The 18261-nt window shown below is 67.5% G+C and carries 22 protein-coding genes; 16 read left to right on the top strand and 6 right to left on the bottom strand.

Translation table 11 applies throughout. The annotated features are described in order from the left end of the window. Nucleotides 1–82 precede the first annotated feature (82 nt). Together MHEC_RS15205 and MHEC_RS15200 are read left to right on the top strand one after the other, a co-directional pair. Nucleotides 83–829, top strand: coding sequence for a helix-turn-helix transcriptional regulator (locus MHEC_RS15205; protein WP_048892221.1), 747 nt, complete (start codon nt 83–85; stop codon nt 827–829). Next, nucleotides 822–1268 carry a group III truncated hemoglobin gene (locus tag MHEC_RS15200; RefSeq protein WP_048892220.1) on the top strand — a complete coding sequence of 149 codons (447 nt, stop codon included), beginning with the start codon at nt 822–824 and terminating at the stop codon, nt 1266–1268. The genes MHEC_RS15205 and MHEC_RS15200 overlap by 8 nt, the downstream gene beginning before the upstream one ends. 10 nt (nt 1269–1278) lie before the next feature. Here MHEC_RS15200 and MHEC_RS15195 read toward each other — a convergent pair whose 3' ends face one another. Further along, complete coding sequence (locus tag MHEC_RS15195) at nt 1279–2085, bottom strand: class I SAM-dependent methyltransferase (RefSeq protein ID WP_048892219.1); 807 nt, start codon at nt 2083–2085, stop codon at nt 1279–1281. Next, on the bottom strand, nt 2085–2684 hold the full coding sequence (locus tag MHEC_RS15190) for a DUF2249 domain-containing protein (protein WP_048892218.1): 600 nt from the start codon (nt 2682–2684) through the stop codon (nt 2085–2087). Before MHEC_RS15190 ends, MHEC_RS15195 begins: the two co-directional genes overlap by 1 nt. A gap of 84 nt (nt 2685–2768) precedes the next feature. Between MHEC_RS15190 and fdxA the strand changes: the two genes are divergently transcribed. From fdxA to MHEC_RS15170, 4 genes are read left to right on the top strand one after another with little or no spacing between them, the layout of a single operon-like run. Further along, nucleotides 2769–3125, top strand: coding sequence for a ferredoxin (fdxA, locus tag MHEC_RS15185; protein ID WP_048892217.1), 357 nt, complete (start codon nt 2769–2771; stop codon nt 3123–3125). Then, the gene (locus tag MHEC_RS15180; RefSeq protein ID WP_048892216.1) at nt 3122–3787 is read left to right on the top strand and encodes a helix-turn-helix transcriptional regulator; all 666 of its coding nucleotides are present in this window, start codon (nt 3122–3124) and stop codon (nt 3785–3787) included. The genes fdxA and MHEC_RS15180 overlap by 4 nt, the downstream gene beginning before the upstream one ends. Next, nucleotides 3784–4209, top strand: a complete 426-nt coding sequence (locus MHEC_RS15175) for a hypothetical protein (RefSeq protein WP_048892215.1) — start codon at nt 3784–3786, stop codon at nt 4207–4209. Before MHEC_RS15180 ends, MHEC_RS15175 begins: the two co-directional genes overlap by 4 nt. Before the next feature lie 35 nt (nt 4210–4244). After that, nucleotides 4245–4589, top strand: a complete 345-nt coding sequence (locus MHEC_RS15170; RefSeq protein ID WP_048892214.1) for a cupin domain-containing protein — start codon at nt 4245–4247, stop codon at nt 4587–4589. 98 nt (nt 4590–4687) lie between these two features. Here the strand turns inward: MHEC_RS15170 and MHEC_RS15165 are convergent, their stop codons facing one another. After that, nucleotides 4688–5413: a helix-turn-helix transcriptional regulator gene (locus tag MHEC_RS15165; protein ID WP_099869224.1), complete on the bottom strand. Its 726-nt coding sequence runs from the start codon at nt 5411–5413 to the stop codon at nt 4688–4690. An 83-nt stretch (nt 5414–5496) separates the two neighbouring features. Here MHEC_RS15165 and MHEC_RS15160 point away from each other — a divergent pair, with 83 nt between their 5' ends. Beyond that, nucleotides 5497–5949: a DoxX family membrane protein gene (locus MHEC_RS15160; protein WP_048892212.1), complete on the top strand. Its 453-nt coding sequence runs from the start codon at nt 5497–5499 to the stop codon at nt 5947–5949. 20 nt (nt 5950–5969) lie between these two features. Here MHEC_RS15160 and MHEC_RS15155 read toward each other — a convergent pair whose 3' ends face one another. Continuing rightward, nucleotides 5970–6467, bottom strand: coding sequence for a DUF1990 domain-containing protein (locus MHEC_RS15155; protein WP_048892211.1), 498 nt, complete (start codon nt 6465–6467; stop codon nt 5970–5972). 56 nt (nt 6468–6523) lie between these two features. Between MHEC_RS15155 and MHEC_RS15150 the strand changes: the two genes are divergently transcribed. The 8 genes from MHEC_RS15150 to MHEC_RS15115 all read left to right on the top strand — a co-directional run bounded on the left by MHEC_RS15150 (nt 6524) and on the right by MHEC_RS15115 (nt 14554). Beyond that, nucleotides 6524–7405, top strand: a complete 882-nt coding sequence (locus tag MHEC_RS15150; RefSeq protein ID WP_048892210.1) for an aldo/keto reductase — start codon at nt 6524–6526, stop codon at nt 7403–7405. 19 nt (nt 7406–7424) lie between these two features. Further along, nucleotides 7425–8039, top strand: coding sequence for a PaaI family thioesterase (locus MHEC_RS15145; protein ID WP_048892234.1), 615 nt, complete (start codon nt 7425–7427; stop codon nt 8037–8039). Between the two features lie 80 nt (nt 8040–8119). After that, nucleotides 8120–10219 carry a threonine--tRNA ligase gene (gene thrS, locus MHEC_RS15140; protein ID WP_048892209.1) on the top strand — a complete coding sequence of 700 codons (2100 nt, stop codon included), beginning with the start codon at nt 8120–8122 and terminating at the stop codon, nt 10217–10219. Beyond that, nucleotides 10212–10787 carry an ATP adenylyltransferase gene (locus tag MHEC_RS15135; RefSeq protein ID WP_048892208.1) on the top strand — a complete coding sequence of 192 codons (576 nt, stop codon included), beginning with the start codon at nt 10212–10214 and terminating at the stop codon, nt 10785–10787. Before thrS ends, MHEC_RS15135 begins: the two co-directional genes overlap by 8 nt. Beyond that, nucleotides 10784–11449 (top strand): phosphatidylinositol phosphate synthase, encoded by a 666-nt coding sequence (pgsA, locus tag MHEC_RS15130; RefSeq protein ID WP_048892207.1) that lies wholly within the window; start codon nt 10784–10786, stop codon nt 11447–11449. The genes MHEC_RS15135 and pgsA overlap by 4 nt, the downstream gene beginning before the upstream one ends. Then, nucleotides 11446–12396 (top strand): phosphatidylinositol mannoside acyltransferase, encoded by a 951-nt coding sequence (locus tag MHEC_RS15125; RefSeq protein ID WP_048892206.1) that lies wholly within the window; start codon nt 11446–11448, stop codon nt 12394–12396. The genes pgsA and MHEC_RS15125 overlap by 4 nt, the downstream gene beginning before the upstream one ends. Next, nucleotides 12396–13520, top strand: coding sequence for a glycosyltransferase family 4 protein (locus MHEC_RS15120; protein ID WP_048892205.1), 1125 nt, complete (start codon nt 12396–12398; stop codon nt 13518–13520). Before MHEC_RS15125 ends, MHEC_RS15120 begins: the two co-directional genes overlap by 1 nt. Then, complete coding sequence (locus tag MHEC_RS15115; RefSeq protein ID WP_048892204.1) at nt 13520–14554, top strand: NUDIX hydrolase; 1035 nt, start codon at nt 13520–13522, stop codon at nt 14552–14554. The genes MHEC_RS15120 and MHEC_RS15115 overlap by 1 nt, the downstream gene beginning before the upstream one ends. A gap of 47 nt (nt 14555–14601) precedes the next feature. On the opposite strand, the gene MHEC_RS24870 is transcribed toward MHEC_RS15115, so the two are convergent. After that, a complete protein-coding gene (locus MHEC_RS24870; RefSeq protein ID WP_048892203.1) occupies nt 14602–16008 on the bottom strand; it encodes a PE-PPE domain-containing protein in 1407 nt (468 codons plus the stop codon). Nucleotides 16009–16026: 18 nt separating this feature from the next. Continuing rightward, nucleotides 16027–17097 carry a PPE family protein gene (locus MHEC_RS15105; protein WP_276000041.1) on the bottom strand — a complete coding sequence of 357 codons (1071 nt, stop codon included), beginning with the start codon at nt 17095–17097 and terminating at the stop codon, nt 16027–16029. Nucleotides 17098–17408: 311 nt separating this feature from the next. Between MHEC_RS15105 and pdxS the strand changes: the two genes are divergently transcribed. Continuing rightward, nucleotides 17409–18257, top strand: a complete 849-nt coding sequence (gene pdxS, locus MHEC_RS15100; RefSeq protein ID WP_235434832.1) for a pyridoxal 5'-phosphate synthase lyase subunit PdxS — start codon at nt 17409–17411, stop codon at nt 18255–18257. Nucleotides 18258–18261 lie beyond the last annotated feature (4 nt).

The raw sequence follows: 18261 nt of genomic DNA, 5'->3' as shown, positions 1-18261 counted from the left end.
CTCCTGCTGCGGCAACGTCTAATATTGAGGAATAATATCCGTTAAACATCACAAGCGGTAGGTCGACAAGGGGATACTCGAAATGACGGTCCAGCCCAGCCGCCAAGGCCGACGGCGGCGACACCTGCCGCAGCAACGCGACCGGGTGCGCCAGCTGGTCGGTGAATACCGAAGGCCAGTAGACGCGGCCGAGTTAGCGGCCCGGTTGGGGCTGCACGTGACTACCGTGCGGTTTCACCTGGACGCATTGTGCGATCAGGGACTCATCGCGCGGACCCGGATTAAGCGGACCGGTGTCGGCCGGCCGCGCACCGGTTACGCGCCAGTGCGGGAACACCTGGACTATCAGAGCTTCGCCGAAATGCTGGCGCTCGGCTTGGGGGACACTGTGGAAACGCGTCGACGGCGCGCCGAGCGGGCCGGGCGGCGGTGGGCCGATCGGATCACTACGGGTTCACCGCGCGAACGTGTTGCGACACCGAGTGTACCCGAGCCCGCCGGGACGTCTGCGGACCTTGATCGCCAGGCGACGATGATCACGGAGGTCTTCCAGCGGATGGGATTCGCCCCCGAGCTGGCCCCGCCGACAGAAGCGGTGACCGGTAAACAGCAGCGAGCTATTCGGCTGCATGGCTGCCCGGTACGGGAGCTGGCCCGAGCGCACCCGGAGGTTGGATGCGCGGTACACCTGGGGTTGCTGCAGGGGCTGCTCACCAATTCGGTATCCGCCGAAGGGAAAGCGGCACGACCACGGCTGACATCGCATGCCGAACTCGAACCGTTCGTCGAACCCGAACTGTGTGTCGCCAGCGTGATCGCCGATGGCTGAGCTCGAGGCGTCGCCCGACCTGGACCGCGCGGATTTGGCGGACCGTGCCGATGTAGAAAAGTTGTTGCGCCGCTTCTACAACCGGGTCCTGGTCGACGACCTTCTCGCCGAGCCGTTCACCGACGTGCGAACCTACGGTCTGGACTCGCACATTCCGAGGATGTGTGACTTTTGGGAGACGGTGTTGTTTCGTGCCGGGCTTTACCGGGGCAGCGCACTGGACGCGCACCGACACGTCCACCGCCGAACACCGTTGTCCGGCCGTCATTTCGTCCGCTGGCTGACCACCTGGAACCACACCGTCGATGAGTTGTACAACGGACCGATGGCCGACCGCGCCAAAGTTCAGGCCGCCAGGATCGCCTGGGCTATGCACCGCCGACTGAACGGCCATGACACACAAGAACTCGACGCAATGGTCGGTGCTTGGATCCGGTGATCGGAAGCCGTCAGTGCTGAGGCTTGCGGGCGACGATCGCGACGGCGGTCAACTGGTTGCGGTGCCTTCGAAAGGTCCGTCGCATCTGAAGTATGCGCCGGCGGGCGTCGGGATGGGTGAGCACGTTGATGGCGAACCGCAGTGCTCCATGCAGTCCTTCGTCGGCGACCAAGCGCCGAGGCTGCAACAGCGCCATCGGCGCCGTCGCGACGTGGTCGACGACAAGCCCGTGCTCAGCGAGCAGTTGGCGCCATTCGGCGACGGTCAGCGGGCGGGCGTTGACTTTGATGGCGCGGGCCAAGGATTGCCGGACGTCGGTTTTGATGTCATCGCTGATGGTGTCGGGCGTCAGCGCGAGTTCGTGGATCGCGTAGCGCCCGCCCGGCCGCAGCAGACGGGCCGCCTCGGCGACGATTGCGTGCTTGGTCGCCTCGCCCTGCATGGTCAGCATCGCCTCACCGACGACGAGGTCGGTGCTGGCATCGGACAACCCCGTATTGCTGGCGTCGGCCACCCGGACGTCGCCGCGTCCGGTGACGATGTCGCGAACCAGCATGGCCGCATCAGGGTCTTGCTCGGCGGCGAGATACGAGCACGGGCATCGCGCGAGAATTTCAATTGCCGTGTGGCCCAACCCCGGTGCCAACTCAAGCACATCGGCGTCGGTCACCTCGGCGCAATCCAACAGCTCGCGGGTGAGCTCCACACCCCCCGGGCGGAGCACCCGCTTGCCCATGCGGGCCAACAGCCAGTGGCCCGCCACCGCGTCGTCGCCGCGGTCGGCTTTCGGCAGCGTCGTGCGCCGGATGTCGGCCATCAAACAACCTGCCGCACAGTGGGTGTCAGCGGAAGGATCTCCCGCTTCTTGTGCACGGTCAGATAACGCAGCCCATCCGGCCCGGCGCTGAACTGGCGTCGGGACCGCCTTGGCAACCACAGCAGCGCGCCTGGAGCCAGTTCGATCTCGCCCTGCTCGGTGGTGACCTGCCCGCTGCCGGCCAGCACGTGAATCAGGACGTCGACGTCGGCTCCGGCGTGGGCGTCGATCCCGCCACCGGGCGCCAGCGCGATGATGTTCGAGTCCAGGTCGCGCTCGCCGACTTCCAGCTTCCACACCGCACCGCGCACGTCCGGCTCGATAGCGGTGACCTCGGCGGTATTCACCAGGATCCGGGGTAGTGGGGTAGAGGTGAGCTTGGTGATCCGGATACGCCAGACCGCAGGGCCCTTCTCGAGGTACTCCCAGCCGTAGCTGCCTGCGTGATCGGCTTCGAACTCCTCGTGCAAGTGCTTGGGATCGTGGTTGTTGACCAGCACGAAGGACTCGCCGACCGCCAGGGCGGCGTAGGTGGCGAAGATAGTCGGGTGCTTGTCCGGCTTACGCAGCTGCCGGACGTCAAGTTCGGTGTCGGCCATGAAATCGGTTGCCTTCCTGGGTTTCAACAAAGGATAACCTAGCCTTCCTAGTTTTCACAAACTAGTTTGTGTAAACTCCGTGGCATGACGTACGTGATCGGGAAGCCGTGTGTCGATGTGATGGATCGCTCCTGCGTCGACGAGTGCCCGGTGGACTGCATCTACGAGGGCGGGCGGGCGCTCTACATCCATCCCGACGAGTGTGTGGACTGCGGAGCCTGCGAACCGGTGTGTCCGGTCGAGGCGATCTACTACGAGGACGACCTGCCTGAGGACCTGCAGCCATACCTGGCGGACAATGCGGCGTTCTTCAGCGAAGTCCTGCCGGGCCGCGACGAGCCGCTCGGCTCACCCGGTGGAGCCGCCAAGGTAGGCCCGCTGGGTGTCGACACCCCGCTGGTGGCTAGCCTGCCCAGAGCAGAAGGCTCGGAGTCACGGTGAGCAATATCGCCAGGCCGGCCCACGACGCCGATCGCCGGCGCGCCGTACTGCAGGTGTTGAAGGCGGCGACCGCTCCGATGAGCATCGCCGCGATCGCCGAGCACCTTGACGTGCATCCCAACACCGTGCGCTTTCATCTGGACGGCCTGGTCCGTGACGGCCGAGTCGAACGTGTCACGCCCGATCACCGGCGCCCGGGCCGGCCTCCGCTGATGTTTCGCGCCATCCGGCAGATGGACCGCGGCGGGGCCCGCCGCTACCAGCTGCTGGCCGAGATCCTCACCCTGGGCTTCGCCGACGAGCGGGATCCCAGTGGCAAGGCGCTCGCGGCGGGCCGGGCGTGGGGGCAGCGGCTGGTGTCCGGTCCGGCCGGCGGAATGCGAACCGAGGAATCGATCGATCACCTCGTCGGACTGCTCGACGACCTCGGGTTCGCCCCCGAGCGCCGCGGGTCCGCCGGCGAGCATCAGATCGGCCTGCGGCACTGCCCGTTTCTCGAACTCGCCGAAACTCGCAGCAGTGTGGTTTGCCCGATTCACCTCGGGATCATGCGAGGAGCGATGGACATCATCCAAGCGCCGGTCACCGTCGACCGCCTGGATGCCTTCGTCGAACCCGACCTGTGTGTGGCACACCTCGGTCCGCGGGAGGCAACCACGTGAGCGCCGGGCCGGCGGTCGCGGTCGGTGCCACTTTCGTCTGGCTGGGCATGGTGCTGGCCATCTCGTTTCTGGAGGCGCCGCTGAAGTTCCGGGCGCCCAACGTCACGACGCAGATCGGGCTCGGCATCGGCCGGCTGGTCTTTCGCGCGCTCAACGCGGTCGAAGTGGTCTTCGCCATCGTCATCCTGGCCGCGGCCATGACAAGCCGGCCGCCATCGCCCGTTTTGGTGGCGTACCTGATCGCGTGGACGACACTGGCCGCGCAACTGGGTGCGGTGCGGCCCTTTTTGAACCGGCGATCGGACAAGGTGCTGGCCGGTCTTAACGCCCCGCGCTCCCGCGGTCACTACGCCTATGTCGGCCTGGAGGCGCTCAAGGTGATCGCCCTGGCGACGGCGGGCGGTCTTCTACTATCCAGCTGAAGCCCAGACGACCGACCTCTCGACCGAAGGACATCATGGAATCCATTTCGCTGACCGACCTGGCCGCGCAAAAGCTGGCCGAGGCGCGGCAGACCAACAGCGGGCGCGCCGCTCATACGCTTCACGGCGGGCACAACCACGAACTGCGCCAAACCGTGATGGCGCTGCTTGCCGGACGCGAACTGGGTGAGCACGACAGCCCAGGCCAGGCGTCGCTGCAGGTGCTGCACGGCCATGTGCACCTCAGCGCCGGCGCCGATTCCTGGGACGGCAAGACCGGCGACTACGTCGTGATCCCGCCGCAGCGGCACTCCCTGCAGGCCATCGAGGATTCGGTGATCATGCTGACCGTCTTCAAGAGCCTGTCCGCTGCGGGGTAGCGGCGAAACGGTGTTGTCGACGCCGTGGCCGCGGGCGGCTTTGGCGGGGGGATGGGGCAGCGTGCATCGGCGCCGAACCCCTGCCTGGGGCGTGGGGCTCATGACCTGCGGGCGGCCGCAAGCACGACACAACAGTTCGGTGGTCGCGGATCCAGCCGGGCGTGCGGGCGGTACGGTCGCATCGCGTCGGCGATGCCGCTGATCATCGCGTGGTTCATCGTGCAGGCAAGCTCCCGTTGCTCCTGCGCCAGCGCATGGAACGGGCAGTTGGCCAGATACACCTCGCCGTCCTCGGGCCGGGGCTCGTAACCGTGCTGGCGGAGCACCGCGACGGCCAGCTCGAGGGCTGACTGCGGATCACGCGGCGGCCGCCGACTAGCGGCGACGGCGGCGACGCCGACGGCGCGGCCGTGGTCACGGGCGGTCTGGTTGAGCACGGCGACGACGGGCGCGCCGCTGGTCGCCGATTCCACGATGGCCCTGGCCATCAAGCGGCCCGCCAGCTCGTACTCGCGCGGGGGAAGGCTGACCGCTAGCTGCCGGTCGGCCCGCCGATACAACTTTGACGTGCGCCCCGCGCCGGGCCCTGAGCGCCCCGTCACGCGCGCGTAGGCGCTTTCCAGCAGCCCCTCGGCCTCCAGCCGGTCGAGGTGGAACTTCGCCTGGTGCCGTGCGATGCCGGTCGCGTCGGCCGCCTGGTCACGGCTCACCGGTTCCGGCTGCGAGCACACGAATTCATACAGCCGGTGGCGCACCGGATCGGCGAGCGCGCCGATTCCGGCGGCATCACGCTGCAACGCGTCCCACCAGGACTGCATAACCATTTCTAACAGATAAAAGTCTTGACGCTACATTCCCGGGCGTTCTAACGTTCAATTTACGATCTGTTAGAAGGAGGACGCCACCCATGAGCACCGATCGCGCCGCCGCTTCCGGCACCGTTGCCGGCGGCCAGCTCAAGGACCCGTCGTTTCAGGCATACGCGCTGCTGCGCACGCTCTTCACGGTCGCGCCGATCCTGTTCGGGCTGGACAAGTTCGTCAACCTGCTCACCCACCCGGACCACTGGAGCAAATACCTGGCCGGCTGGATCGACGGCATCGTCCCGGGCAACGCCGACCAGTGCATGTACGTCGTCGGCGTCGTCGAAATCGCCGCGGGCGTGCTCGTCGCGATCGCGCCGCGCATCGGCGCGTGGGTGGTGGCGGCGTGGCTGGCAGGCATCATCGTCAACCTGCTGACCCTGTCGGGCTATTACGACATTGCGCTGCGCGACTTCGGTCTGCTGGTCTCCGCCGTCGCACTGGCCCGGCTGGCTGACGGTGTGCATCGCGCCCACACCGCGCGGACCGCAACATAACGCCGCGGTCGGCCGGCCCGTCACACCGCGCGCAGGTAGCGTCTGGCGATGACGCGCTGGCCCACCGCCAGCAAGGGTCGGCCGGCCCGGCTCCACCACGTCGCCGGCCGGGAAAACGATGACACCTCCGCGAACACGGCGGCGGTGAGCGGGTCGTAGCGCACCGCGAACCGCTCTTCGCCGGCCTCGGGGTGGCCGGGCAGGGTGCCGTACGCGAAACCGCGCAGGTTGGGTTCGTCGATCAGGTACACGACCCGGCACGGTGCGCGCAGGAAACCGAGCGTGACGACGACCACCGCGCCGACGGTGACCACGTCGCTGCTGGCGTGCACCCGCAGTCCGGCTCCGCGCTGCATGCCCCAGTGCATGACCGCGTCGGCGGCCTGCTCGAATCGCTGTTGACCGGCGCCGATCTGGCTGACGTAGCCGATGTGGTCGTATCCCACCGGGATCGCACCCGCGGTCGCGCCCACCTCGGGATAGGTGAACGGCAGGCTCGTCAACGCGTGCAAGTCCACGGGCTTAGCTTGCCATGCCCCGCAGGGCTGCTCGGGCAAGGCGTACGGTCGTCGGGGTGAGTACCCAAACCTCGAAAAGGCCAGCGGCGGCAGCCGGCACATTGACGTTGGGCGGTGAGTTGACCGTCAACCGGCTCGGGTTCGGCGCGATGCGCCTCACCGGGCCCGGCGTGTGGGGTCCACCCGCCGACCGTGATGAAGCCGTCCGCGTGTTGCGTCGCGCGGTGGACCTCGGCGTCAACTTCATCGACACCGCCGACTCCTACGGCCCGTACATCTCCGAAGAGATCATTGCCCAGGCGCTACATCCGTATCGGGATGTGGTGATCGCCACCAAGGCCGGGCTGCTGCGCACCGGCCCGGACATCTGGATTCCGCTGGGCTACCCGAGTTACCTGCGCCAGCAATGCGAGATGAGCCTGCGCCGACTCGGCGTGGAGACCATCGACCTGTTCCAACTGCACCGCGTTGACGACAAGTTCCCGCTGGAGGACCAGGTCGGCGAGCTTGCCAAGCTCCAGCAGGAAGGCAAGATTCGCCACGTCGGCTTGTCGGAAGTCTCCGTCGATCAGCTCACGGCCGCCCAGCAGATCACGCCGATCGTGTCGGTGCAGAACCTGTACAACCTGACCAACCGGTCCGCCGAACCGGTCGTAGATGCGTGTGCCGACCAGGGAATCGGATTCATCCCGTGGTTCCCACTGGCCGCCGGGCCGCTGGCCGCGCCGGATGGTCCGCTGGCGCGGATGGCCGCCGAGCATGACGCGACACCGGCGCAGATGGCGCTGGCCTGGCTGCTCAACCGCTCGCCGGTGATGCTGCCGATTCCGGGCACCTCGAGGGTGGCGCACCTGGAGGAGAACGTCGCGGCCGCCGAGATCAGGCTGTCCGAGCAGGAGGTCGAGTTTTTAGGTGCCATCGGCGAGCAGAACGCCTAGGTGCCACTCGTACGGTGTCCTGGTGGCCCGACATCCCGGCGGCGGATTCAATCCGCCCGAACCGACCACCAAGGGTGGACCCGACTACGGGCGGTTCATCGAAGCCGTGCGAACCCTGCAAGATCACGCCCGCGACGTCGACGCGCCCGACGAGGTGATCAGCGAGGCGGCGGATCTCATCGAGAAGGTCTCCGACCTGCTGGCCCCGTTCGACACCGACGAGTGGTCCTCGCCGTCAGGCCGGCGGATGGATCTGCCGAACCGCGGCAACATCCTCGCCGTGCCGATGTCGATGAGCAAAACTGACGACGGCCGGCTGCGCGGCTGGGCCCGTTTCCGCCGATTCCACTTGGGCCGCAACGGCGCGGTGCACGGCGGGGCGCTGGGGCTACTGTTCGATTCGGTGCTCGGCATGACGTCGGCGGTGCTCACCGGCGGCCCGTATCAGCGCACCGCCTACCTGCACCTCGATTACCGCAGCATCGTGCCGATCGACAAGCAGCTGCAGGTCGACGCGGGCGTCGACCGCGTCGACGGCCGCAAGATCTTTGTGTCCGGCAGCCTTTGCGACGGCGAGACCCTGCTGACCGAAGCGCAAGGATTGTTCGTCCTGCTCAAGCCCTGTCAGCCATGAGGCGAAGCCGTCCTGGGCGGCCGCCCCGATAGCATGGTCGCTACGGTGCGACAACCTTTGACACCTCGGGAGACCACGCCGTGAGCGCGCCCGCACAACCTGCCTCCGGAGCCGATGGCGGCGATCCGCTGCGCCCGGCTGCGCCGGAGTTGCGATCGCCGATTCGGGTTCCGGCCGGAACCACCGCAGCCGCCGCGGTGCAGGCCGCGGGGTTGCCCAGCCGCGGCGCGCCCGATGCCGTCGTGGTCGTGCGCGACCCCGACGGCAAGCTGCGCGATTTGAGCTGGGCGCCGGAACGAGATGCCGACGTCGTCCCGGTCGCGGCCAACACCGAGGACGGGCGCAGCGTCATCCGGCACTCATGCGCGCATGTGCTGGCCCAAGCCGTGCAAGACCTGTTCCCGCAAGCCAAGCTCGGCATCGGCCCACCGATCACCGACGGCTTCTACTACGACTTCGACGTGCCGGAGCCGTTCACCCCGGAGCACCTCGAGGCGCTGGAGAAGCGGATGCGCCAGATCGTCAAGGAGGGCCAGCTGTTCTCGCGGCGCGTCTACGAATCCAAAGAACAAGCCCGCGCTGAACTGGCTGACGAGCCGTACAAAGTGGAGCTCGTCGACGACAAGTCCGGCGACCCGGCCGTGATGGAAGTAGGCGGCGACGAGCTGACTGCTTATGACAACCTCAATCCCCGTACCCGGGAACGGGTTTGGAGCGATCTGTGCCGCGGTCCGCATATTCCCACCACGCGACACATTCCCGCGTTCAAGCTCACCCGTACCTCGGCCGCCTACTGGCGCGGCGACCAGAACAACCCCAGCCTGCAACGCATCTACGGCACGGCCTGGGAATCGCAGGAAGCGCTCGAGCGCCATCTGCAGCTGCTCGAGGAAGCCTCGCGACGCGACCACCGCAAGCTCGGCGCCGAGCTGGACCTGTTCAGCTTTCCCGACGAAATCGGTTCCGGCCTACCGGTTTTCCATCCCAAGGGCGGCATCATACGTCGGGAGCTGGAGGACTATTCACGGCGCAAGCACCTCGAGGCCGGCTACGAGTTCGTTACCACCCCGCATATCACCAAGGCGCAGCTGTTCCACACCTCCGGTCACCTGGACTGGTATGCCGAGGCCATGTTCCCGCCCATGCACCTCGACGCCGAACACAACGAGGACGGCACTGTGCGCAAGCCCGGGCAGGACTACTACCTGAAGCCGATGAACTGCCCGATGCACTGCCTGATCTACCGGTCACGTGGACGGTCCTATCGCGAACTTCCGTTGCGGCTCTTTGAATTCGGCACCGTGTATCGCTACGAGAAGTCCGGGGTTGTGCACGGGTTGACCAGGGCACGCGGGTTCACCATGGACGACGCGCACATCTTTTGCACCCGTGAGCAGCTGCCCGAGGAGTTGGCGTCGCTGCTGCGGTTCGTGCTCGACCTGCTCGGCGACTACGGGCTGGAAGACTTCTACCTCGAGCTGTCGACGAAGGACCCGGAGAAGTTCGTCGGCTCCGAGAAGATCTGGGACGAGGCGACCGCCACACTGGCCGAGGTGGCCCGGCAATCCGGTCTGGAGCTGGTGCCAGACCCGGGCGGGGCGGCGTTCTACGGTCCGAAAATCTCGGTGCAGGCCCGCGACGCTCTGGGCCGCAGCTGGCAGATGTCGACCATTCAGCTGGACTTCAACTTTCCGGAGCGTTTCGAGCTGGAGTTCACCGCTGACGACGGCACCCGGCAGCGACCGGTGATGATCCACCGCGCGCTGTTCGGCTCGATCGAACGGTTCTTCGGCATCCTCACCGAGCACTACGCGGGCGCCTTCCCGGCATGGCTGGCGCCGGTCCAGGTGGTCGGCATTCCGGTGGCCGACGATCACGTGCCGTACCTAAAGGATGTTGCTGCGCAACTGAAGTCGTACGGAGTGCGGGCCGAAGTCGACGCCAGCGACGACCGGATGGCCAAGAAGATCGTGCACCACACCAACCACAAGGTGCCGTTTATGCTGCTGGCCGGCGACCGCGATATGGCGGCAGGCGCGGTGAGTTTCCGGTTCGGCGACCGCACCCAGATCAACGGCGTGCCCCGCGACGAGGCCGTCGGGGCAATTGTGAAATGGATTAGTGAACGCGAGAACGCCGCTCCCACAGCTGATTTGGTGAAAGTGAGCAGTCGTGGCTGACGACGACGACCGCGAGCGCGAGGAGGCGGCGACGCTGATCGACCGGGGCGTCGGTGAGGCCGACCACCTGCAGCGGTTGTGGACGCCGTACCGGATGAGCTACCTGGCCGAGGCGCCCGCGCGGCGGGCGAACTCCGACCCCGCGCAGCTGTTCACCGACATCCCACAGCTTCCCGACGAGGACGGACTGGTGGTCGCGCGCGGCAAGCTGGTCTACGCGGTGCTGAACTTGTACCCGTACAACCCGGGGCACCTGATGATCGTGCCGTATCGGCGGGTGTCCGAACTCGAGGACCTCACCGAACAGGAAAGCGCCGAATTAATGGCTTTCACCCAGAAGGCGATTCGTGTCATCAAGGCGGTGTCGCGGCCGCACGGTTTCAACGTGGGCCTGAACCTGGGAACCTCGGCGGGCGGTTCGCTGGCGGAGCACCTGCACGTGCACGTGGTTCCGCGCTGGGGCGGCGACGCGAATTTCATCACCATCATCGGCGACTCCAAGGTCATCCCACAGCTGCTGCGCGACACTCGCCGGCTGCTGGCCACCGAGTGGGCGAAACAACCGTGAGCAAGTTTTTGTCCCGTGAGGGCGTCGCACGAGTCACCACGCCGCTGGCGCGAGGCTTATTGCGGACCGGATTCACCGCGGACAGCGTCACCATCATCGGCACCGCGGCTGCGGTGCTGGCCGCGCTGACACTGTTTCCGACCGGCCGGCTGTTCGCGGGCACGTTCGTGATCTGGTTCTTCGTCATGTTCGACACACTGGACGGGGCGATGGCGCGCGAGAGCGGCGGCGGCAGCCGCTTCGGGGCGGTGCTGGACGCCACCTGCGACCGCATCAGTGACGGCGCCGTGTTCTGCGGGTTGTTGTGGTGGGCGGCGTTCGGCCTGCACAGCGCGCCGCTGGTGGTGGCGACGATGATCTGCCTGGTGACCTCGCAGGTGATCTCCTACATCAAGGCCCGCGCTGAGGCCAGCGGACTGCGCGGTGACGGGGGCTTCATCGAACGGCCGGAGCGGCTGATCATCGCGCTGGTCGGCGCCGGGCTATCGGATCTGCCGGTGTTTCGGCTGCCCTGGGCGCTGCATGTGGCGATGTGGTTGCTGGCGGTGGCCAGCATGGTCACCTGCGCCCAGCGGTTGCACACCGTGCGGCACTCGCCCGGGGCCGCCGATCCCATGCGCGCTTCGGACGAGCGGGGGAAGCCGGAGAAGAGCCAGCCGTGATCTCGCTGCCGGGGCGTCTGAAAGTGCCTGGGGTGAGCCGCTTCCCGCTTGGCGGCGTGGTGACGGACTGGGGATATGCGGCGGGCTGGCTGCTGGTGCGCGCCATGCCGGAATTCGCTGCCCGCAACGTGTTCGACGCCGGGGCGCTGTTTGCGGCCCGCAACGGCGGACCAGAGCAGCTGCGCAAGAATTTGGCCCGGGTCGTCGGCGTGCCCCCGTGCGACGTGCCCGGTACGCTGATGCGTGCCTCGCTGGCCTCCTACGCCCGCTACTGGCGGGAGGTGTTTCGATTGCCGACGATGGACCACCGGGCGCTGGCCCGTCAGCTCCACGACCTGGTCGCCGGGAAGGAGCACCTGGCCGCGGCGCTGGCAGCCGGCCGGGGAGCAATCCTGGCCCTGCCGCACAGCGGGAACTGGGATATGGCCGGAGTGTGGCTGGCGCAAACCCACGGCCGGTTCACCACCGTCGCCGAGCGGCTCAAACCCGAGTCGCTCTACCGGCGTTTCATCGACTACCGCGAGAGCCTCGGCTTCGAGGTGCTGCCGTTGTCCGGTGGTCGGCGCCCGCCATTCGAGTTGCTCTGCGAGCGGCTGGCCGACAACCGGGTGGTCTGTCTGATGGCCGAGCGCGACCTCACCAGAACCGGCGTGCAGGTGGATTTCTTCGGCGAGCCCACCCGCATGCCGGCGGGCCCGGCCAAGCTCGCGCTGGAAACCGGGGCGGCCCTGCTCCCGGTGCACTGCTGGTACGAGAAAGACGGTTGGGGCTTCGAGATCTATCCGGCGCTGGATTGCACAGGCGGGGACGTCGGCGTCATCACCCAGGCGCTGGCCGACCGGTTCGCGCACAACATCGCCGCGCACCCCGCCGACTGGCACATGCTGCAGCCGCAGTGGTTAGCCGACCTGTCCGAGAAGCGTCGGGCCGACTTGGGGGCGCCCTGATGCGGATCGGCATGGTGTGCCCGTACTCGTTCGACGTGCCCGGCGGGGTGCAGTCGCACGTGTTGCAGCTGGCTGAGGTGATGCGCGCGCGCGGGCATGTGGTCAGCGTGCTGGCGCCGTCGTCGCCACAGGTCTGCCTGCCGGAGTATGTGGTCTCCGGTGGCCGGGCGGTGCCCATTCCCTACAACGGGTCGGTGGCCCGGCTGCGGTTCGGCCCGGCGACGCACCGCAGGGTCAAGCGCTGGCTGGCCGACGGCGCCTTCGACGTCTTGCATCTGCATGAGCCGAACGCGCCCAGCCTGTCGATGCTGGCGTTGAACGTGGCCGAGGGCCCGATCGTGGCAACCTTTCACACGTCGACCACCAAATCGCTGACCCTCTCGGTTTTCCAGGGCATCCTGCGGCCCATGCATGAAAAGATCGTCGGCCGCATCGCGGTGTCCGATCTGGCGCGGCGCTGGCAGATGGAAGCGCTGGGTTCGGACGCGGTGGAGATTCCCAACGGCGTCGACGTGGCCGCTTTTGCGTCGGCTCCGCGGCTGCCCGGATATCCGCGGGCCGGCAAGACGGTGCTGTTTTTGGGCCGCTATGACGAGCCGCGCAAAGGCATGAGCGTGCTGCTCGGCGCGCTGCCGAGCGTGGTGCAGCACTTCGGCGATGTGCAGCTGCTGGTGGTCGGCCGCGGCGACGAAGACGAATTGCGCAGCCAGGCAGGCGAATTGGTGGACCACCTGCGTTTTCTGGGTCAGGTCGACGATGCCGGCAAGGCGTCGGCGCTGCGGAGCGCCGACGTGTACTGTGCACCGAACACCGGCGGCGAAAGTTTCGGCATCGTGTTGGTCGAGGCGATGGCCGCCGGCACCGCGGTAGTGGCCAGCGAGCTGCATGCGTTTCGGCGGGTGCTGCGCGACGGTGAAGCCGGCTGCCTGGTGCCTGTCGACGATCCGGCGGCGCTGGGAGCCGCCCTGGTCAACGTGCTGAGCAATGACGTCTTGCGGGAACGCTATATCGCGGCCGGTGCCGAGGCGGTACGGCGATACGACTGGTCGGTGGTGGCCAGCCAGATCATGCGGGTCTACGAGACGGTCGCTGGGTCGGGCGCCAAGGTGCAGGTGGCCAGCTGATGGTCTGGGGCGTGGTGGCCATCGCCGTGCTGGTCGTGGTGCTGGTGCTGTTCGCGGCGTGGGTGTATCAGACCGCCAACCGGCTCGACCGGCTACATGTGCGCTACGACCTGTCCTGGCAGGCCCTGGACGGGGCATTGGCCCGGCGCGCCGTGGTGGCCCGGGCCATTGCGGTCGACGCCTATGGGGGTGGCGCCGAAGGCAAGCGGTTGGCCGCGCTGGCCGACGCCGCCGAGCGTGCACCCCGGCATGCGCGCGAGGCCTGCGAAAACGAGCTTTCGGCCGCTTTGGCGATGGTCGATCCCGCGGCCCTGCCCTCCGCGCTGGTCGCCGAGCTCGCCGACGCGGAAGCGCGGGTGCTGTTGGCCCGCCGATTCCACAACGACGCGGTCCGCGACACGTTGGCGTTGCGGGAACGCCCCATGGTGCGGCTGCTGCGGCTGGGTGGAACTGCTTCGCTGCCAACGTATTTCGAAATCGCCGAGCGTTCGCATCCGGTAGGTCACGCCGCCTACGGCGTGTCCAGTCAGCGCACGTCGGCCCGGGTGGTGTTACTTGACGACGACGGCGCGGTGCTGCTGCTGTGCGGATCGGATCCGGCCGTCACCGATGGCAGCGCGCCGCGCTGGTGGTTCACCGTCGGGGGTCAGGTGCGCCCCGGCGAGCAGCTCGCGCAGGCCGCAGCCCGTGAGCTTGCCGAAGAGACCGGACTGCGGGTCGACGCCGACGACATGATCGGACCGATCTGGCGGCGCGACGCGGTATTTGACTTCAACGGTGCGGTGATCGACAGCCAGGAGTTTTTCTTTGTCTACCGCACCCGCCGGTTCGAGCCGACCATCGCCGGCCGAACCGAGTTGGAGCGCCGTTACATCCACGCCGCGCGTTGGTGCACTGCCGCCGACATCGCCGAGCTGGCCGCCGCCGGCGAGACGGTCTACCCACTTCAGCTGTCCGAGTTGCTCGCCGACGCCAACGCGCTCGCCGACCGTCGGATACCGCAACCGCGGCCCCGGCTGCAGGCCATCCGCTGACGTTCACCCGCGAGCCGCTGTTAGAGCTCGCGGACAACAAACGGCTGCTATCCGGGGCGCACCCCCGCAGCGGCCAGTCCGTCATGCACGCCTTGCACTGTGCCCTGGCTCAAATCGCCGGCAACGGCGAACAGGTCGATGTTCGGAAACAATCGGGCCGGGGTGGGAACATTCGCGTAGCCGGCCCGGTCATAGCCCAGCTCGACAATCACCCGCAGGTCGGGCTGGATGAGGTCGGCCAGCGGATTCCCCACGCCGGGGACCTGGCGCAGCGGCTCCAGCAGCGGCAGATTCTGCGTCGGGATCAGGTAATAGGTGGTGGCACCGGTGTAGCCCGCGGACACCGGCTGCTGCACAGCCGTAGCAAGCTGTGCGGCAGTGAGATCCGGATACGTGGGGTGCAGGTAATAGATGCCTGCAACGGCGTTGGCGTCGGCGACGAGATTGATTGGGTACTTTGGGAAGTCGGCCCAGCCGTCGTACTGGATCGTGTAAATCGCGGTGGGATAGGGGGTGTTTGGCGGGGTCGCGCCATTGAAGGGCACATCCAGGCCGGGGATGTACAAGCCGTGGAAGCGTTCGAGGATTCCGCCGTTGGGATTGTTCGGATCGCCCAGCAACACGAACGAGAGCTGGTCTGGACTTGGCCGTGCACTGGCCGGCAACGCATTGAGATGGCGCATTTCCAAAGTGGCCACCGTGGCGCTCTGCGAGTAACCCACGACGACGACATGGTTGCCGCCGGCGGTTTGGGTCATGATCGCGTTGTTCAGCAGCGGCACACCCTGATTCACCGACTGGCCGAACGTCTGGCTGGTGAGACCGGTGACGGGCCAAAACTGCTCGGGTGTGTAAAGTCCCACCGGGCTGTAGCCGGGGTATCTGGGTGCGATGTAGAGCTGATTTATGGCGGCAACGTAGCCAGGGTCGGGTTGGGGATTTCCGGTGCCGCCCATGATCAGCGCAGTGCCGGTGCGCGACAACGTCGGTGCGAGCGCCGCATTGACCTTGCTGGCCGAACCGAGGTTTGCCGCGCCCGAGTTGAGCAGGCCGACGTTTGCGCTGCCATAGTTCCCGTTGGTGAGGTTCCCGACGCCAGCGTTGCTGCCGGCCACGTGGCCGGCGAGCGGGCTGGCGCTGTGCTGCCACGAGCCGGCCAGCTGGGCCGCGGTATTGGCTGTCTCGGTGTCCGCATAGGAGTGGCCGGCGGCGTTCAACGCTTGGACGAACTGGCTATGAAACGCCGCGGCTTGTGCGCTGAGGGCCTGATACTGCCGGGCATATCCGGCGAAAACTGCCGCGGTGCGCGCCGACACCGAATCGGCCGCAGGCGCCAACACACCCGTTGTCCCAGCGGCGGCGGCCGCGTTTGCGGCGCTTATCGCAGTGCCGATCTCCTGTAGGTCACCGGTAGCACCAGCCAGCATCTCCGGCGTCGTCACCACGAAAGACATCGCGATCTCTGCCTCCGACTAGCCCACCACCGTGCGCGGCACCACCGTTGTGCGAGGTGGCGTGACCGGTGGAGTTGCCCCCACCGCCGCGCGTGCGGGGGTGCCCGCCGGCGGCCTGAAGGGCATCGCCGGCATGCCGGCGGACCCCTGGCTCGCACCGGCGCCCGGTACCACGGTGACCGCGGGGGCCGGCGAAGTGGCCGGCGCGGTCGTGCCCCAACTCGCCGGCACCGACAACGCCCCGACGGAGCCCGCCCGGCCCAAAGCTGCCGACACCGCCGGCGCGCCCAGCCCAGGCGGGCTCGGCGCGCCCATTCTCGGAGCAACCTCGCTGCCCGCAACCGGACCCATTGCCGACACGGCCCCGGCCGAACCATTGGTTAGCGGGTTGGCGCCCGTCATCAGTTGACCCATGAGCGTGCTCATCGGAGACATCGTTAGCTGCGCGGGCGTCGACACCATGTTCAGCGGTGACGTCCCCGGGGTGGGCGGCGAGGACAAGTCCAGCGATCGGGGAATTGCCGACAGCGACTGCGCACCCGCCGACAGACCCGACTGCGTCCCGGGCGCCGCCGAGGTTGAGGCGGACCCAGCGGCCGTCCCGGCCAGGCTGGCGGGCGGCTCGCCGAATGGCTCCAATTGCAAGGTCGCCGCCAGCGCCCTGGCGTCATAGCCCGACATCGCCGCCACATCTTGGGCCCACATCTCGGCATACTCCGCTTCGGTCGCCGCGATCGCCGGGGCGTTGTGACCCAAGAAGTTGGTCGTGACCAATGCCATCAGCCGGGTCCGGTTGGCCGCGACCAGGCCCGGCGGCACGGTGGCGCCCAGCGCCGTCTCAAACGCCGCGGCCGCTGCCCTGACCTGCTCAGCCGCCAGCTCGGCGTGAGCCGCCGCGGCGGTCAACCACCCTCCATACGGAACGGCTGCCGCTGCCATCGACACCGACGCCGGACCCTGCCAAGCCCCGCCGGTCAGGCCCGACGTCACCGCCTGGAACGACGTTGCTGCAGAACGCAAGTCCGCAGCCAACTCATCCCATGCCGCAGCCGCGGCCCACATCGAGCCCGACCCCGGCCCGGCATACATGCGCGCCGAATTGACCTCCGGTGGCAACACCACGAAATCCGGCAACACCCAAACCCCTCCTCAACGACCACAACCGCTGCCGTACCAGCGTTGGACAGCCACCATATGGCCAAACAGGGAATTGTCTAGCACCCCATCCCGACTCGGCTGGGCGGAATCCGCGAAAATCCCGCGGCGTCAACGCGGCTGAAAACGGGCTGGACGCCCATTACTAGACTGGCTGCTAACCAGCCAAAAGGAGACCAGCAGTGGACACCGCCGGTTCGTCGAACGGGCGCGGGCAGACGGGAACCGCGCGCGTCAAGCGCGGCATGGCCGAGATGCTCAAGGGTGGCGTGATCATGGACGTCGTCACCCCGGAGCAGGCCCGCATCGCCGAAGGGGCCGGCGCCGTGGCGGTCATGGCGCTGGAGCGGGTTCCTGCCGACATCCGCGCTCAGGGCGGCGTGTCGCGGATGAGTGATCCCGACATGATCGAAAGCATCATGTCCGCGGTCACGATCCCGGTGATGGCCAAAGCCCGCATCGGCCATTTCGTGGAAGCCCAGATTCTGCAGAGCCTGGGCGTGGACTACATCGACGAATCCGAGGTGCTCACCCCGGCCGACTACACCCACCACATCGACAAGTGGAAGTTCACCGTGCCGTTCGTGTGCGGGGCGACCAATCTTGGTGAGGCGCTGCGCCGCATCACCGAAGGTGCGGCGATGATCCGCTCCAAGGGCGAAGCCGGCACCGGCGACGTGTCCAACGCGACCACCCACATGCGTGCGATCACCGGCGAAATCCGGCGGCTGACGTCGCTTACTGACGACGAGTTGTACACGGCCGCAAAGGAATTGCAGGCACCCTACGAGCTGGTTGTCGAGGTGGCCCGGGCCGGCAAGCTGCCGGTCACGCTGTTTTGCGCCGGCGGGATCGCCACCCCGGCCGACGCCGCGATGATGATGCAGCTCGGCGCTGAGGGCGTGTTCGTGGGCTCGGGCATCTTCAAGTCCGGCGACCCGGCCCAGCGGGCCGCAGCGATCGTCAAGGCCACCACGTTCTACGACGACCCCGACGTGCTGGCGAGGGTGTCGCGCGGGCTCGGCGAGCCGATGGTGGGCATCAACTCCGAGGAGATCGCCGCGCCGCACCGCCTGGCCCAACGCGGCTGGTAAGAAC

Origin of the sequence: Mycobacterium heckeshornense (assembly GCF_016592155.1) — a bacterium.
GTDB classification, from domain to species: domain Bacteria; phylum Actinomycetota; class Actinomycetes; order Mycobacteriales; family Mycobacteriaceae; genus Mycobacterium; species Mycobacterium heckeshornense.
The sequence above is the reverse complement of the archived record's forward strand: the minus strand, read 5'-3'. Positions and strand labels throughout refer to the sequence as shown.